The sequence below is a fragment of the Candidatus Uabimicrobium helgolandensis genome (assembly GCF_041508025.1).
Classification (GTDB): Bacteria; Planctomycetota; Uabimicrobiia; order Uabimicrobiales; family Uabimicrobiaceae; genus Uabimicrobium; species Uabimicrobium helgolandensis.
This window is the reverse complement of the sequence record NZ_CP165719.1, coordinates 5,374,279-5,390,538: the sequence shown is the minus strand read 5'-3', so window position 1 is coordinate 5,390,538 and position 16,260 is coordinate 5,374,279. Positions and strand designations below refer to the sequence as shown.

General features: G+C 37.0%; 16 protein-coding genes. 13 read left to right on the top strand and 3 right to left on the bottom strand.

The features are described 5' to 3' along the window. Positions 1-66: 66 nt before the first annotated feature. Positions 67-1,005, bottom strand: a complete 939-nt coding sequence (locus UABHE_RS19890; protein ID WP_372365005.1) for a M28 family peptidase — start codon at positions 1,003-1,005, stop codon at positions 67-69. A 152-nt stretch (positions 1,006-1,157) separates the two neighbouring features. Here UABHE_RS19890 and hpaI point away from each other — a divergent pair, with 152 nt between their 5' ends. The 9 genes from hpaI to UABHE_RS19845 all read left to right on the top strand — a co-directional run bounded on the left by hpaI (position 1,158) and on the right by UABHE_RS19845 (position 9,830). Further along, positions 1,158-2,048, top strand: coding sequence for a 2,4-dihydroxyhept-2-ene-1,7-dioic acid aldolase (gene hpaI / locus UABHE_RS19885; RefSeq protein WP_372365004.1), 891 nt, complete (start codon positions 1,158-1,160; stop codon positions 2,046-2,048). Positions 2,049-2,051: 3 nt separating this feature from the next. Further along, a complete protein-coding gene (locus tag UABHE_RS19880) occupies positions 2,052-3,530 on the top strand; it encodes an aldehyde dehydrogenase (RefSeq protein ID WP_372365003.1) in 1,479 nt (492 codons plus the stop codon). An 11-nt stretch (positions 3,531-3,541) separates the two neighbouring features. After that, positions 3,542-4,276: a fumarylacetoacetate hydrolase family protein gene (locus UABHE_RS19875; RefSeq protein ID WP_372365002.1), complete on the top strand. Its 735-nt coding sequence runs from the start codon at positions 3,542-3,544 to the stop codon at positions 4,274-4,276. 15 nt (positions 4,277-4,291) lie between these two features. Beyond that, positions 4,292-5,809 (top strand): 5-carboxymethyl-2-hydroxymuconate semialdehyde dehydrogenase, encoded by a 1,518-nt coding sequence (hpaE, locus tag UABHE_RS19870; protein WP_372365001.1) that lies wholly within the window; start codon positions 4,292-4,294, stop codon positions 5,807-5,809. A 46-nt stretch (positions 5,810-5,855) separates the two neighbouring features. Next, positions 5,856-6,836: a 3,4-dihydroxyphenylacetate 2,3-dioxygenase gene (hpaD, locus tag UABHE_RS19865; RefSeq protein WP_372365000.1), complete on the top strand. Its 981-nt coding sequence runs from the start codon at positions 5,856-5,858 to the stop codon at positions 6,834-6,836. Positions 6,837-6,844: 8 nt separating this feature from the next. After that, entirely contained in the window at positions 6,845-7,438 is a 594-nt protein-coding gene (locus UABHE_RS19860; RefSeq protein WP_372364999.1) for an HD family hydrolase, read from the top strand. A gap of 56 nt (positions 7,439-7,494) precedes the next feature. Continuing rightward, complete coding sequence (locus UABHE_RS19855) at positions 7,495-8,103, top strand: hypothetical protein (RefSeq protein WP_372364998.1); 609 nt, start codon at positions 7,495-7,497, stop codon at positions 8,101-8,103. A gap of 205 nt (positions 8,104-8,308) precedes the next feature. Further along, complete coding sequence (locus UABHE_RS19850) at positions 8,309-8,773, top strand: YtoQ family protein (protein WP_372364997.1); 465 nt, start codon at positions 8,309-8,311, stop codon at positions 8,771-8,773. Positions 8,774-8,966: 193 nt separating this feature from the next. Further along, positions 8,967-9,830, top strand: coding sequence for a von Willebrand factor type A domain-containing protein (locus tag UABHE_RS19845; protein WP_372364996.1), 864 nt, complete (start codon positions 8,967-8,969; stop codon positions 9,828-9,830). A 37-nt stretch (positions 9,831-9,867) separates the two neighbouring features. On the opposite strand, the gene UABHE_RS19840 is transcribed toward UABHE_RS19845, so the two are convergent. Next, positions 9,868-10,191: a cupin domain-containing protein gene (locus UABHE_RS19840; protein WP_372364995.1), complete on the bottom strand. Its 324-nt coding sequence runs from the start codon at positions 10,189-10,191 to the stop codon at positions 9,868-9,870. Between the two features lie 41 nt (positions 10,192-10,232). Next, positions 10,233-11,930, bottom strand: coding sequence for an amidohydrolase (locus tag UABHE_RS19835; RefSeq protein ID WP_372364994.1), 1,698 nt, complete (start codon positions 11,928-11,930; stop codon positions 10,233-10,235). 252 nt (positions 11,931-12,182) lie between these two features. On the opposite strand from UABHE_RS19835, the gene UABHE_RS19830 reads away from it, so the two are divergent. The 4 genes from UABHE_RS19830 to UABHE_RS19815 all read left to right on the top strand — a co-directional run bounded on the left by UABHE_RS19830 (position 12,183) and on the right by UABHE_RS19815 (position 16,227). Continuing rightward, positions 12,183-12,668 carry a DUF2004 domain-containing protein gene (locus tag UABHE_RS19830; protein ID WP_372364993.1) on the top strand — a complete coding sequence of 162 codons (486 nt, stop codon included), beginning with the start codon at positions 12,183-12,185 and terminating at the stop codon, positions 12,666-12,668. 173 nt (positions 12,669-12,841) lie between these two features. Beyond that, on the top strand, positions 12,842-13,915 hold the full coding sequence (locus UABHE_RS19825; RefSeq protein ID WP_372364992.1) for a hypothetical protein: 1,074 nt from the start codon (positions 12,842-12,844) through the stop codon (positions 13,913-13,915). Positions 13,916-14,014: 99 nt separating this feature from the next. Beyond that, the gene (locus UABHE_RS19820) at positions 14,015-14,803 is read left to right on the top strand and encodes a hypothetical protein (protein WP_372364991.1); all 789 of its coding nucleotides are present in this window, start codon (positions 14,015-14,017) and stop codon (positions 14,801-14,803) included. Between the two features lie 770 nt (positions 14,804-15,573). Further along, positions 15,574-16,227, top strand: coding sequence for a hypothetical protein (locus UABHE_RS19815; protein ID WP_372364990.1), 654 nt, complete (start codon positions 15,574-15,576; stop codon positions 16,225-16,227). Positions 16,228-16,260 lie beyond the last annotated feature (33 nt).

The following is a 16,260-nucleotide window of genomic DNA, read 5'->3' as shown; positions in this document are numbered from 1 at the left end:
AAATAGTTTTCCTGTAACATCAAAAAAATACAAATAATGACCTGCTAACGAATAAGATGTTTACGTCTACTTCTTTGTGGTTTTATCTTGATCAAAAGTACGAATAGTTTTGGCTAGCGCTGAGGTGAGAATAGCCATTTTTTTATAATCTAAAGTTTCTGCTACATCCGTTGCTTTGTGGTAGTGATCATTACGGTAGAAGGAGGTATCAGTAATCATAAACGCCGGATAGTTGTATTCCCAAAAAGAGCGGTGGTCCGAAAAATCAACACCTGTAAGATGAGGAGGAGCAATAAGCAGTTGCGTTGATAAAGAATTATTACTCTTTAACAACTTATAAAACTTAGAAGTAATCATACTGTCAGAAAATTTACTGACAACTGCAACGTAATTTGCGTGCGCTGGGTATAGATTTTTCAAAGCTGGATCTGGATACTTTTGTATATGCTCTTCGGAATAAAAACCTAACATTTCTAAGCAAATCATGGCTTGCACTTGTTCTTTTTGTTTCGCCATTAGCGCAGCATAACGCGCACTTCCCATGTTATTTGAAGCAAAATATGGTGGTTCCTCTAAAGTAAAAGCCACAAATCGCAGAGTGTATTTATTTTCGTAGTTTTTCAACATATGACTTAGGGCGATAAGAACCGCAACCCCAGAAGCATTATCATCTGCTCCAGGTGTTCCCATGGCACTATCATAATGCGCGCCTATAACAATAATTTTTTTGCTACCCTTTTTTTCAAAAGCTAAATTTGTGTACGATTTATTTTTAATGGTATAAGTTTGATGCTTCCGCACAAAATTTTCAGGAACCTCTTTGTCGATATACTTCATTGCCTGTTGCAATTTTTCATATTTATAAGGATTACGTTCTCCAATTGTTTCGCACAACATACGCACATCTTCTTCAAGTTTTTGCTGCACATCAAAATCTTTTTTTTGTTTATCTGCTAGTGCTGGTAAGCAAAAAATCATCACTAATAATAAATATCTCAATCGCATTGAAATTCCTTTCGTATAAATTCATAATTAAACGACACAGCGCTAGTTATTATAACAGACGTTATACAAATTTCATTTTATATGTTACAATTTTGTTGTACCATTCGGAATCCAAAACCACAAAACCGTCACCAACAATTAAGGAAATTTTTATGAGTAGTTTCAGAGGCTCCATTGTTCCTATTGTCACACCTTTTAAAAACGGGGAAGTTGACTATAACTCTTTATCACAACTCATTGAGTGGCAAATTGCTAGTGGCAGTCATGGAATTTCGGTAACTGGTACAACAGGAGAACCAAGCTCTCTCACAATAACGGAACGTAAACAAGTAATGAAAACCGCGTGCGAAACAGTAAATGGGCGCGTGCCTTTTATACCCGGTACAGGATCGGCAAACCACTTAGAAACCATAGAACTAAGCCGTTACGCCGAACAGATAGGGGCAAACGCTATTATGCTAATAGCTCCTTACTATTTACGCCCAAGTCAAGAAGGACTATTCCAACATTTTTCACAAGTAGCTTCCCAAGTAGAATTACCGATTATACTGTACAATATACCAGGACGCACTGCTGTGAATATTGCAATTGACACTGTTGCCCGGCTAAAAGAACATCATCAAAATATCATTGGTGTCAAAGAATCCAATAAAGATTTTGAGCACATCAATCGTTTACTACAGCGAATGGGGCGCGACTTTTGCGTGTATTCGGGAATTGAACTTTTATGCTTTCCAATTTTAGCTATAGGCGGCGCTGGTTATATAAGCGCTACAGGTAATTTACTTCCTACAAAAGTTGCCAACCTCTATAACTTTGTTCGCGACAACAAATGGCAACAAGCGCAGGACTTACATTACGAAATGATGACACTTAACGATGCTATTTTCTTGGAAATCAATCCTGTTCCTGTAAAAACAGTTCTAGGTATGATGGGGAAAATTTCTCCTGAGGTTCGTTTACCGCTTAGCGCTGTTTCAGAAGAAAACAATGCTAAACTGCGCAATATTGCTTTACAATATCAATTAATTGCAGAGGAATAGACCATGGTACCACAAAATCTTGAAAATTTCATGAGAGACTTCGACCACAGCATGTTTATCGACGGGAAACAATTCCAAGGAAACGCGACGCAAAAAATCGAAATTGTCAATCCGGCAAACGAGCAGCTCATTGCAACAGTTCCCGATGCGTGTATTGAAGATATTGATGAAGCCGTAAGTAGTGCAAATAAAGCATTTTCGAGCAAAGTTTGGTTGCGCTATACTGCAACTCAGCGCGAAGAAAAACTATTACAACTAGCTTCTTTACTCGAAAAAAATGCAGAAGAATTAGCAATGCTCGTTGTTCATGAAAATGGCAAATTATTAAAAGATGCCAAGCGCGAGGTAAGTAACAGTGTTCGCTTTACGAGATACATGGCTGGTTGGGCAACAAAAATAACCGGTGACACACTCGATGTCTCTTTTGCTTCTGAAAGTCAGCAGTTTTTTGCTTACACTAAGCGTGAACCTGTCGGCGTTGTTGCAGCAATTATACCTTGGAATATGCCGCTTGCGATGGCTATTTGGAAAATCGTACCAGCGTTAGTATGTGGTTGTACGGTGGTGTTAAAACCTTCAGAAGAAGCTCCTCTGAGTTCTCTGCGTTTAGCGCAATTAATTATAGAAGCTGAAATTCCTGCTGGAGTTGTCAATGTAGTTACTGGCTATGGCCACACGGCAGGTAAATTTCTGTGCGAACATCCTAGAATCAACAAAATTACTTTTACTGGTTCAACGCAAACCGGTAAAAAAATTGGTCACATCGCCATAGAAAATATGACGCGTTTATCTTTAGAACTGGGAGGAAAATCTCCGGTGATTGTCTGCGAAGACGCAGACTTAAGTTTACTCCCAGCTTTTATTGCCAAAGGTATTTTTTACAACCAAGGCCAAATATGTGCTGCTGGATCGCGCCTGTACGTCGCAAGAAACATCTTCGATGAGACAGTAGAACGCGTTGTGCAAATAGCCGAAAAAATGAAGTTAGGATGTGGCATGGACAACGACACAGATCTTGGACCACTTATTTCGCGCAACCAGCAACAAAAAGTAACGCAGTACATAAAAGATTCTGTGGCTAACGGCGCAAAAAAACTTGGCGATAGTGTAAATTTACCACAACAAGGTTTTTTTGTTGAGCCAACAATTCTCGTTGATACTACCCACGAAATGGCTGCTGTACAACAAGAGATTTTTGGTCCTGTTCTCGTTGCAATGCCTTTTGACAATGAAGAAGAAGTCATCATTAAGGCCAACGATAGTTGCTATGGCCTTGCTGCCAGTATTTACTCGCAAGATATATCAAAAGTCCACCACTTAGTTCCGCAAATAAAAGCAGGAACAGTATTTGTCAATTCTCCTGTACGTACAGATCCCAACCTGCCATTTGGTGGTTTCAAACAATCGGGAATCGGTAGAGAACACGGTAATAAGATTTTTGATCTCTATACAGAACACAAATCAGTAGTCATTACTTACTAGAAAGCAATAACATGAAATTTGCACGATTTGCATATAATGGCCAAATACATGAGGCCGTTTACAAAAAAGAACAATTGTGGGTAGGTAGTGTTGCCTATGATCCACAAGATGTTATGTGGTTACCTCCTATGGACCCGCGAGGTGCTACCGCTTTTGGGGTTGCTCTTGGCTACGCAGATCACGCGGAAGAATTAAAACTTGAAGTGCCACCTGAACCTATTTTGTTCAACAAAATGCCACATACATTTGTTGGACATCAAGCCAAAATAACGCGTCCACAAGTAGATTATATGCACTACGAAGGGGAACTTGTCGTTATTATTGGACGCTCTTGTCGCAAAGTCGACACCGCAGACGCCCTCAACTATGTTTTTGGCTATACAATAGGTAATGACTGCACTGTACGCGATTTTGTCGGCAATTATTATCGTCCGCCAATTAAAGCCAAAGGATTCGATTCTTTTGGTCCTATTGGGCCTGTTATTGCAACAGCTGACGAAGTCGACCCATTAAATTGCGAAATCCGTACTTATGTAAACGGTGAACTGCGTCAACAAGGCAATACTAAAAATTTACGACACAGTGCAGCAGAATTGGTATCTTACATTTCGCAATTCATGACTTTAAATCGCGGCGATATGATCTGGACCGGAACTCCAAAAGGCATTTCACATATCCACGCTGGAGATACAGTCCGCATTCAAATCGACGCTATCGGAACATTAGAAAATCAAATTATACAATAACAGATAGGAGCAAATGTGACAAACGACGAAAACATCTATTTAGCCTCTGTTCTACGACAAAAGCTCAAAAAAGAACCTCTATTTCATATTATTAACGGCGAATGTGTACCCTCACTAGACAATACAATGTTTGCCAACAACAGCCCTCACGATAACTCATTTATTTGCATGGTAGCAGAAGGTAAATCTCAAGATGTCGATCGTGCTGCACAAGCTGCAAAAAACGCTTTTCCTTCATGGAGTACTCTTTCCATAAAAAAGCGCCGCGATTTATTATATAGCATCGCCGAAATTATAGAAAAAAATGCCCGCGAAATCGCAATATTAGAATCACTTGACACAGGACAACCTATACGTTTTATGCAAAAAGCCGCCATTCGCGGCGCGGATAATTTTCGTTTCTTCGCTGATAAAATAGTCAATGCGCGAAACGGTCTTTCTTTACCAGCAGACGAGCACATTAACTACACAGTGCGTCAGCCAATAGGACCTGTCGGAATTATTACTCCATGGAATACACCATTTATGTTGAGCACTTGGAAAATAGCTCCTGCTCTCGCTGCCGGATGTACTGTTGTTCACAAACCCGCAGAACTCAGTCCAGTGACAGCCCAATGTTTAACGCTATTAATGCAAGAGGCAGGACTTCCACCAGGGGTTGTAAACGTTGTGCATGGTTACGGCGAAACTGCAGGAAAAAGCCTTTCCGAGCATCCTGATGTCAAGGCAATTGCATTTGTAGGTGAATCGAAAACAGGTAGCTCTATCATGCGCCAAGGAGCCGATACTTTAAAGCGCGTTCATTTTGAGCTCGGTGGCAAAAATCCGGTAGTAGTATTCGCAGATGCTGATATTGAGCGCGCCGTAGACGCCGTTATTTTTATGAAATATAGTTTGAATGGTGAACGTTGTACTTCTAGTAGCCGTGTTCTTATTGAACGTTCGATCTACGACAAATTTAACGCGCAACTTACACAACGAGTAAAAAACCTCAAAATAGGAAATCCGCTTGATCCTAAAACTGAAATAGGTCCACTTATTAGTGAAAAACACCTACAAAAAGTCCAATCGTATGTTCAAATAGGGAAAGAAGAAGGCGCCAAGCTACTCGCGCAAAACACAACAGATTTGGACAAATCAAGTGGGCATTACTTTTCCCCGACATTGTTTGGTGATGTAGATAACAAAATGCGTATTTCTCAAGAAGAAATATTTGGCCCTTTTTTAGTTTCCATTCCCTTTGATACCGAAGAACAAGCTCTAGAAATCGCCAACGACATTCGCTACGGGTTGGCAGCTTACCTATGGACAAAAGATATCACTCGCGCGCATTCTTTTTCTCATAAAATAAATGCCGGAATGGTGTGGGTAAACTCACAAAATGTACGCCATTTACCAACGCCTTTTGGTGGTATGAAAGATAGCGGTATTGGTCGCGATGGTGGTGATTATAGTTTTGATTTTTATATGGAAACCAAAAATATTGCGATTGCAATGGGCGAACACAATATTCCAAAGTTAGGTGCTCAGTAGCACATTTGAATCGCTATACATTTATTCCGAAGTAAAGGATTTTTTGATGGCTATTTACCATCCAGCGCGCAAAACCCCTTTTAATATAATTCGCAGCGGATACATTGAACTAGGTGTTACAGACATACAAAAATCGCGCGATTTCTACATTAATATACTTGGTCTTATAGAAACAGAACAATGTGAAGACTCCTTGTATCTAAGAGGTTTAGAAGAAAGTAGTCATCATTGTGTGGTTCTTACAAAATCTTGTGAACCAATAGTGAAAAGAATGGGGTTCCAGGTAGAAAACAAAGAAGATTTGTCGCGAATAGAAGCATTACTACAACAGCTAAATTTGCCAGTGAATTTTAACAATGATAGACATCATACACTACAAACATGCGATCCTTTGGGGATGCCTATCGAGTTTTACGCATCGATGCCGCAAGTTGCACGCAATTTGCAAAAATATAGTACTTACCGCGGTTGTCGCCCGATGCGTATAGATCACTTTAACTGTTTTACGCCCGATGTCCAAAAATCACATGAATTTTACAGTAAACAGTTAGGATTTCATCTCACTGAGTACACAGAAACCGATGACGACGATCCACAACTATGGGCAGTGTGGATGCAGCGCAAAGGAAATGTTCATGACTTGGCACTTACAAACGGAATAGGACCACGTCTACATCATATAGCTTTTTGGTGTCCAACAGCGATGGATATTATTCATCTTTGCGATGTTATGGCCACAAGTGGATATGTAGATAACATTGAGCGCGGACCAGGACGTCATGGAATTTCAAACGCCTTCTTCTTGTACGTCCGCGACCCAGATGGTCACCGCATTGAACTCTATAGCAGTGACTACCTAACAGTCGACCCTGACTTTAAACCTATACGCTGGGGACTTCACGACGCGCAACGTCAAACTTTATGGGGACATGCTGCTCCCAAGTCATGGTTCGAAGAAGGATCGCTGTTTGTCAACACCACAACCATAAGCCCTCGCTTAAAAGCACAGCCCATCGTTGCAAATTAAGGAACCTAATGGAAACGAAAGGTGATCCACCTATACAATTTATACAAGACAAAAAACCCAATCCAATCATCGAATTTTACTTTGAACTTGCCCAGCTAAAACAACTGTATCGCCAAGGATGGTTACAAAGAGGAGTTGCTCGCCAGCGCTGTGAAAGCGTTGCCGAGCACTCTTTTTCTCTAACGACACTAGCGATGATAGTCGCTGACCATTTGTTCCCTGAATTAAACACCGAGAAAATTATGCGCATGTGTCTGCTACATGATATTGCCGAAGCATACACAGGAGACTTTACTCCACAACACCAAATCACCAAAACAGAAAAACAACACTTAGAACAACAAGCAATGGAACAATTATTAGCAAAATTAGCGCGCGGCGCATACTACATTGAATTGTGGCAAGAGTACGAAGAGCAGCAAACACCAGAAGCCAAGTTTGTCAAAAACATGGATCGCTTGGATATGATTTTGCAAGCGAGTATTTATGAATACATATACAAAAAAGACTTGAGCGAATTTATGTCGGCAATAGAAAAAATCAACTGTCCACACATTCAAAAAATATTCAGAGATCTATGTGAAATTCGTGAAAGTATTTAATAAGTAAACTCTGTAGCATTTCAAATTAGTGATAACTGTAGCTAAATAGGAAAAGTATGAATAAAAAATTAATTATCGGATTAATTTGTTTTATTGTTTTAGTTGTTTCTATTACTATAACTGTAGTTGTCCGAGAAAAATCGTCAATATACCAAAAGCAAAAAACTCATTTTTGCGTAAATGAAATTTTTAGAACTATTTGGAGTGAACAGCATCTTTATGGTGATAAATTGGATTCATACCTTGGCCTTAATAAACTAGCAGAACTCTCAAAAAATAAATTACTTCAAAGGTTAACAGAAAATATCAAAAATGGGGTTTCAACGTTATGCGGATACCATTTTTACATATATTTACTTTCAAACGAAAGTGATATATCCATTTACAAAAACAAAGAACAAAAAAAGAATTTCATTTGTTATGCTTGGCCTATAAAATATGGTAAAACAGGATTTAGAGCTTACGCTATCGACAAGCAAGGATGGGTATATGCTTGTGGTAATAATTTACAACAATACTCTGGCAAGAAAAAACCATCTGTCCGCGCTTGCTTTTTAAGAGAAAAGCATCGATGTAATGATGGAGAACATTGGGGAACAGCTGGAACAGATGCATGGATTTCTCATAGTAAGGCAAAAAAACAGGGACTTTTTACCTGCGATTAACTTCCGCAGTTACTTGTTATATTGTAGAATAAGAAATATCGAAATTAGTGAATCAACACTATTGTATTTAGAGTGTAGAAATGTTTTTTATGGTTGCTCTTTTAGATTAACTTTGTTGATTTACAATTGCAGGACACAACGCCCTTCTAAAACAACTCAACACTCCTAATAATTCAAAAAAACGCTGGTAATAAGGAAATCAAACATGACTAAAATTTGGCAAGTTTATTTATCTGGTGAAATTCATAGTGATTGGCGCGAGCAGATTGAAACGATGACAAAACAAAAAAAGTTACCAGTTTGTTTTACGAGTCCTGTTACTAATCACGAAAATTCCGACAATTGTGGTGTAGCTATCTTAGGTGCAGAAGATAAACCATTTTGGTTTGATCACAAAGGCGGAAAGTTAAACGCCATACGCACAAAAACTTTAATGCGCAACGCAGATATAGTAGTAGTAAGATTTGGAGAGAAGTACAAACAATGGAATGCTGCTTTTGACGCTGGCTACGCTTCTGCTTTAGGAAAACCACTCGTTATTTTGCATTCGCCGCAACTTCGCCACGCGTTAAAAGAAGTGGATGCCGCAGCATTAGCCGTTGCTGAGAACCCAGAACAAATCGTCTATATTTTAGACTATGTTATTAATGGAAACCTTCCTAGTGCGTAGAAAGAAACATCTATTAGTAGCGTAAGAAGTTATAGTAGAATCTTTGCCTAACAACAGATTTTATGCTGTTTTCTTAATATATTACACTTTACTGATCGAAAAATTACTGTAATATGACGGCGCTGTGACTTAGTAATGACAATTTTGTTGTAAAATTTAGAGTACAATAACTTTTATGACAAAAGGAGCTTCTATGAAATTTTATATTTTTACTTTGCTAATTATAATTGGTTGTACTTCGAATCGTATTTCGCAGGTACCTTCAAAAAACCAATCTTTGCCACAAAAGCAGGCGCTAAATAATACAGAAAAAATCGAACATTCATCAAAAAACATTTCTTTCTCGGATATAAAAAAGTATTTAGATAATAATGAACTTCCTCCCCAAGATAGAATCAATATATCTAAAATGGTAAGTGACTTTTACTACGATTATTTGACGCCAGCGGGAGAAAATCTTTTTTCTGTTCATACAGAAGTTATCGAATGTCCATGGAATAATAAAAATTGGCTTGTTCTCATTGGAATTCAAGGAACTAGAAAAAATCAAGGCAATATAATAGCTAAAAACCTGCATATCGATCTTGCATTCGCGTCCGATGTGATAAGCCACCGATTAGTGAATGATGGTGACAATCTAAGTAGTTTTCACGAAAAGGAAGTGAAATCCAACTATACAAAAACACTACTTTATGAGATTGAGCATTCAGGAGATTTTACAGAGTATCGCAATGAGTCTGCTCTTATTATCGACGGAGTTTTCGTGCCTAATGCTTCTCATCGCGAGTACAACATTTTAAATCTTAGCATGTCATACAATAATGGTAAAAAAATGAATTTAGCTGTAAAGAAGCATGGAAAAACGAATCAAGATCCTTCGCAAAGGTTCAAATTGTCTAGTGCAATTGCTATGATGGGAATGCTTTTAAAGCAAAATTCTTTACAAAAAATCAACACCAAAATAATTATTGATAATCTCATGACACTTCCAGAAGAGAAATATCACTTTAAAAAAGAACTTTTGCAAATGGTGGACAAAATGAACTCTTTGCTATAAGAATAAGATTATAACTCACTTTTGGTTTATCATGTTTTTATGGCTTTTCTCCACCCTCTGGACCGTAAAAGAATACCCAAGTAGAGAAGTCTTGGGAAAAATTTTCGAATCTGTGCACAACACCAGCAGGAACAAATAGAACTTCGCCAGCTTCGAATTTCTCTCTAGATTCTCCATTTACAAAATAACCTGTTCCTGAAGCGACAACATAAAGTTCATCGCGCGTATGAGGTTTTTGGTTGTCGACTTGATCAGGTTTATATATTTCAACACTCATAGAACCATGCTTGAATAACTCTTTAAATACGTTTTTTTCCTCTTGAAGAGATTCAAGGGCATTTGATATTGTCAGTCTTTTCATCTGTTAACCTTCTATTTAGATATAGTGGCCGCTTTTACTTTTCAACGTTTATATACTATTTTCCCACCAACAATAGTATATAATACTTTTGTCGCTGGAACGTCATCTTGCGGAATCGTTAAAATATCCTGGGAAAGAATTGCGATGTCTGCTAACTTTCCTACTTCTAAAGACCCTTTGATTTTTTCTTCAAAAGCAGCATAAGCAGCGTTTATCGTATAGGTTGCGAGAGCTTCTTTACGTGTCATACACTGTTTAGGAAAAAAAGTCTTGCCATTTTTAAGCTTGCGCGAAATAGAAGAATAAAAATTCGCAATAGGAGAAACATCTTCTACGGGAGCATCTGTGCCATTACACAAAACCGCGCCCGAATCAATAAGTTTTCTCCAAACATAAGCACCTTCTTCTGATCTTTTTTGCCCAAGACGCGTCGGAACCCATGATCCATCGGAAGTGCAGTGTACACCTTGAATAGAAGCAATTACACCTAACTGAGCAAACCGCGGTATGTCCTGCGGATGTAAATGCTGCGCATGTTCTATACGCCAGCGCCAATCTTTTTTCTTTGGGTGCTTTTTGAAAGTTTCTTCAAAAATATTTAATACTTCGCGATTGGCACGATCTCCTATTGCGTGGATACAAAGTTGTACATTGTATTTAGCGGCGATTTTTGCTGTTTCTTTGAGATAGAAAGCGGGAGTGGTATTCAGTCCGGAATGCTGCGCTTTATCAGTATAAGACTCTAGTAACCACGCTCCATGAGATCCTAATGCACCATCTATGTTACTTTTTATTGCTCTCATAGTTACGAAATTGTTTCCCCAACCTACTGTACGGTATTTTCCAAGAATTTTATCGAGTGTTTTATTGGAAGCACCTATCATTAACCACATGCGTAATTTTAATTTGTTTTCGTTAGCTAATTGTTTGAGAGTATCAATATAATCTAAAGAAACTCCTGCGTCTTGAAAGCTAGTGATTCCTTTAGAAATACATTCTTCTATACCAAGTTCAATTTGTTGTAACATCTTTTTGTCGTTCTGCTCTTTTGAAAGACGCAATTGACTATATGTATAAAGTCTATGGATAACGAATTCTGCCGTTTCTCTTAGAAGGCCCGTAGGATGACCTAAGGCGTCTCTAACAATTTCTCCCCCATATGGGTTAGGGGTTCTGCGGTTAATGTTCGTTAGTTTCATTGCTTTTGCATTAACAATAGCAGCATGTCCACTTGCATGTCTTAGATAAACCGGGTTATTCGGAGAAATTGCACTCAGGCTGTCGTGAACAGGAAACCCATTTTTATTGGGAGAAGGAATTGAGTCCCATTTTTCTTGATGCCAACCACGACCACGAATCCATTGTCCTGGTTGCGATTTTGCCACAGCATTTTTAACAATTTTCACCACTTCGTCCCAGTTTCTTGCGCGCGCTAAATTGAGGTGTTGCCTAGCTCTACCAATATTTAAAAGATGAGCATGACATTCAATAAATCCTGGAACAACTAATTTTCCTTTTAAGTCGATTACTTGTGTTTCTTTATCAATGTAAGACTTTATTTCTTCGTCGCTACCAATAGCTATTATTTTATCCTGAAAAATGGCAAGGGCTTGAGCTGACTCTTGTTTGGAGTTCATCGTAACAATTTTGCTATTGATTAGAACCAGTGTCGCTTTTTGTTGCGCATGAATAGCAGTAAATAGTATCAATAAGATCATCATGTTTTGTCGAGTAGACATAATGTAGTTCCTTAAAAGTTATGGCCAAAAATGTGTAAATAACAAAACAAAAGTATGTTTTATTATCGCATGGCGACATTTATCTTTCTTCTAATTTAGTTCTTTTAGAGACTTTTATCGTTATTCTTTCAATTATAGAACGTAACTTTGCGCTTTCAAAATGTCTCACTATTCTCTAAAATAATAATTATATCACTAACAGTAGTAGAATCACTCTTTTCATTTTAGAATAAAATATTAAAATGAATTAAAATGGAAATACCACTATTTGGACAAATAAATTCATTAGAACCAAAAATCTATTATGAAGAAAAAATATCAATCTCAGGAAATATCGTTGAGATTGACTTAAATTTTGAATCGAACAAAATTGAAGATTCTTTGTTGGTTGAACTAAGTAATTATCTCAAAAAATTAGATACTGAGGTAAAAAAAGCGTTTAAAGCAATATCAGAAGACTGGGATTTAGATGAAGAATCAGAAACAGCAAGATTTTATCTTGAACATCACTTAGACGTATTTAGTCAAAATGAAATAGATAAAATTTTTGGCACCAAAGAGATAGATAAAACTCTTTTTTTAAATACTCTAGTGCTGACTCGCATTGGTATTTACCCTGAAAATTCTGAATCTTATGCAATTTTTGATATACAGTTCTCAAAAAATTTTACTGACTATCTGATGGCTGTTACTTTTAACAATCTAGGCGAGTTATCTGAGATATCAATGGATAGTTAAAATTTTGGTAGTTTCTACATTAAAATAAAAACTCACGTCATTTTTGATGATCGACGTTTCGCGATAACGCATTTAAAGTTATTTGAAAGCACATTTCGTCAATAAAACTCTGCTAAATAATAATTCTAACACAATTAAAAATTCTTAAGTATACCTCTATTGGAGCACTAGATATGTTTACAAAAAATACTTTTTTGATAGTTTTAATGTGTATAGGATCATGCTACTGCTATGGTGATTCCCAAACTAAAGTAGAAGAACAAGCCTATAAAGATGTTGAGCAAGGCATATATAAAATCAAGGTAATGGGTTTCTCTCCGAAAACAATAGAACGTACTCGTGATTATATAAATAAAAAATACGGTTTGAAGTTCGAGTTAGTTAAGTCTAGTTTATGGAAATTTAATAAGGAAAACTATGGATTAGATGAAGCGCAAAAAGAAGAACTCTCTCGTGGTATGAATATTGACGGGCTGCCCGCTTGCTACAATGATGTGAGTATAAATGAAATTGTTAAACGTACTCGAGTAAATAATTATCTCATATCAGCCGATGACTTTCGATATACAAAAGATCTACTCTCAATGTTTAATGATCCTAGTATTCCTTGGGTACAGCATTTGAAGAAAAGTTTCTCTCCAGATTTTATAAAACACATTGAAGAAAATAAACACAACAAAATTGAGACTTTGAACAATCTAGCTGAAGAACTTAACATTTTAATCAAACACAAGCACCTTTACGATCCTCAATTTCACAAAGACATATCAAACGCAAAATGTAAAAAACTAATTAAAAATCAAAGCAAATTAACACCACAAGAAGTAATAAAACTCAACAGATTACTCCTACAAGATGCCTTTGGAAATTGTTTAATTGACGTACACTACAAAAATATTATTGAAGCCTGCGAATTTTTAGGGAAAGCTCAAGCACAAAAAGATTTTTCTGCTGGTTTATGGTGGGGAGAAGAGATGGGAGTATCATCCTCATGGCCTCAAAATAGACACTATCGAAATATTTTATGGGAAAAATACAAAATAAGGGTCCGAATTATTGGGTCTCTAAGCTCAGATGTGAAAGACTGGGTTTCAAGGAGTTATATATTCTCCATGCAAAAAGCACTCATCGATCATTATAAGACAGATATATTTGAAAAGAGCCGTAAAGAGGCCTGGAAACTATGGGAAAAATCAGGTTATAGTAATGATATTGATAGCAGTGGAGGTTTATTTTTCGGATACTAAGCGGCTTGCTTTTGTAGATTCATTAGACTATTAGCAGTATTCGTAGCTGCGATAACTGTAAACAAGTTTTTATCACTTTAATCCAACGGAATATTAAATATGGGAACTTTTTTAAAAGTCGATCAACAAGGAAATATCATAAAAGAAGCAAGCATTGATAAAATTCAATCACAGTGGCTTCCTATTGTAGAAGAAGTTAAGAATACTTACCTGAATCAATATGGCACATCTTTACACAGTGTTTATATTCGAGGATCTGTTGTTAGAGGCGAAGCAGTTGAAAATATTTCTGACGTAGATACTCTTGCAATAATTAAACTAGCAAAAAAAGATATTGATGTTTCGTGGGAAAAAAATTTCAACGAAAAACTAAAGAAAGATTATCCATTTTGTACAGGGGTTGAAATTTGCGCCATTCCTTTCGATGAGAGAAATGTTAGTGATATTCCATTAATGATTAAAGTACACGGAGTTTGCATATACGGAGAAGATTTAAATAACGAATTTAAAAATATAAAAATAGGCATACCCGCAATGGTTCATACTCCACTACTGGGTAAAGATATTCAATATCTTAGACAAATGCTGGCAAAAGATAATAACGATCATTTCTATGAAGAGAAATGTAGATGGATTGCTAAACGCATTCTGAGAACGTCTTTTGAAATATTGATGGAACGAGAAAAAAAGTACACGCGAGATTTAGATCTGTGTTATGACGTTTTTTCTAAGTATTATCCCGAACAGTGCGAAGAAATGAAGAAAGTACTTGAACTAGCATTAAAACCAACTTCAGACAAAAACAAAATTGCCGAAATGCTGGATAGCATCGGTTTATGGCTAGTCAATAAAGTCGATGTCGAGTATCCTGATTTAATTAAAATCTAAATCAGGATACTCGACATCGAAGCGATAACCAACAAATTCCAAACCCTCCTTTGACAAAATTCGGCGGACAATTCCTCGTCTGTTTGTAGAATAGTACAAGATTTGAACCCAAAAAACTACCTCTCTTGATTTAATAAGAAAAATAGAATTTGAATCTGTTACTTGCGATTTAGAAAACAGTTTCCTTAGATGGAGTACGGGCTTTGAGCAAGAATTTCCTCTCAAAAAAATTACTATCGAATTATCATTTCAGACATTGATTTAGACCGTATTTAGTTCAAAAACGAAGTATTATATAAATTTTTGCAAACGAACTACATACAGTAGTACGTATTTCTAAGTGACCGAAGTTATTTGCCATTGAGGTTGTTATTTACTTGGCGTGGTAGATAAATTCTAAAACTAAACTTTACTTATTGCGGTGCCCAATTAAAGTGGCCTAATGATGACACTCTGTTGTTAGACGTGTGTTATCATTCACAGGAATAACAGATGTCGTTGAAATATTATCTTATATTATGACACTGCGAGTAGTATCGAGCCCGTTTCTTAGCCCGAGCCCGCTTCCGAAACATTCTAAAGGCGGTAGAAAAATAGAGCTTTTTGTGAGTTGTAACAAATACTTTTTTATTTAATCAAAAGCCTTGAAATCGGGATCGGGCTCGGGCTCGGAAACGGACTTGGAAAAATATTTTGAATGATGACAAGCTCTAGTAATATTTACAAAATCAAAGTGCCACTTCAATTGAAGAGCGCAATAAGGTTCAGATATGGGAATTCTTAGAAAGATACTTATCAAAGAAACAACCATCCAAACACTATTTTTACAAGCGCGAAAAATTGCATGTCATCACTGTAGTAAACCATTTACTTATATTGTAACGAAGAAAGGTAAAACAACAGATACAAGCTTACGCTTTTTAGCGCCTGATGATAACGATTTAAAAAAGCACATGAACAAACGTGGTTTAAGGTTAGCTAAAAAGAAAAAACTTGGAGAAGCGTTGTGTCCACACTGTAAACGCTACCAAAATTGGATGATTACAAAATCCAGATTATCTCTTCTACCGCGTTGTTGGCTCATTATGTTCATCTTCGTTATAACTATTCTATCATTCACATTAGATAGTCGCACATTTTCGAGCTTTTTAGGATTAGCAATACTTCTTGGACTTACTACTGTTTTAGCGATGGGGTTAGCTGTACTACTTGGTATTACTTCAGGAGTACAGAGCGAACGGGACAATCGTGCAAAAGATAGTGAACGTTTAGCTAAACTAATAACTGAATGCGAAGCTTCGCAAGCAGATCCTGTAGAGGTGTGGTACTTCCATCATATGGGCATGGAATTAACAGAAACAGACGCATCTGTATCATTAGGATTTGTGGATCTAACCGTTCCAGACCAAGTTGAATCCATTTAAGAGCAAGTGACAAGATTTGAATTTACAGCTCTG

Coding starts and splice junctions, on each gene's coding strand:
- UABHE_RS19860 (WP_372364999.1), top strand. CDS start 6,845: ATGGAAACGAAAGGTGATCCACCTATACAATTTATACAAGACAAAAAA.
- UABHE_RS19815 (WP_372364990.1), top strand. CDS start 15,574: ATGGGAATTCTTAGAAAGATACTTATCAAAGAAACAACCATCCAAACA.
- UABHE_RS19825 (WP_372364992.1), top strand. CDS start 12,842: ATGTTTACAAAAAATACTTTTTTGATAGTTTTAATGTGTATAGGATCA.
- UABHE_RS19875 (WP_372365002.1), top strand. CDS start 3,542: ATGAAATTTGCACGATTTGCATATAATGGCCAAATACATGAGGCCGTT.
- UABHE_RS19820 (WP_372364991.1), top strand. CDS start 14,015: ATGGGAACTTTTTTAAAAGTCGATCAACAAGGAAATATCATAAAAGAA.
- UABHE_RS19830 (WP_372364993.1), top strand. CDS start 12,183: ATGGAAATACCACTATTTGGACAAATAAATTCATTAGAACCAAAAATC.
- UABHE_RS19845 (WP_372364996.1), top strand. CDS start 8,967: ATGAAATTTTATATTTTTACTTTGCTAATTATAATTGGTTGTACTTCG.
- UABHE_RS19835 (WP_372364994.1), bottom strand. CDS start 11,930: ATGTCTACTCGACAAAACATGATGATCTTATTGATACTATTTACTGCT.
- UABHE_RS19850 (WP_372364997.1), top strand. CDS start 8,309: ATGACTAAAATTTGGCAAGTTTATTTATCTGGTGAAATTCATAGTGAT.
- UABHE_RS19880 (WP_372365003.1), top strand. CDS start 2,052: ATGGTACCACAAAATCTTGAAAATTTCATGAGAGACTTCGACCACAGC.
- UABHE_RS19890 (WP_372365005.1), bottom strand. CDS start 1,005: ATGCGATTGAGATATTTATTATTAGTGATGATTTTTTGCTTACCAGCA.
- UABHE_RS19840 (WP_372364995.1), bottom strand. CDS start 10,191: ATGAAAAGACTGACAATATCAAATGCCCTTGAATCTCTTCAAGAGGAA.
- hpaD (WP_372365000.1), top strand. CDS start 5,856: ATGGCTATTTACCATCCAGCGCGCAAAACCCCTTTTAATATAATTCGC.
- UABHE_RS19855 (WP_372364998.1), top strand. CDS start 7,495: ATGAATAAAAAATTAATTATCGGATTAATTTGTTTTATTGTTTTAGTT.
- hpaI (WP_372365004.1), top strand. CDS start 1,158: ATGAGTAGTTTCAGAGGCTCCATTGTTCCTATTGTCACACCTTTTAAA.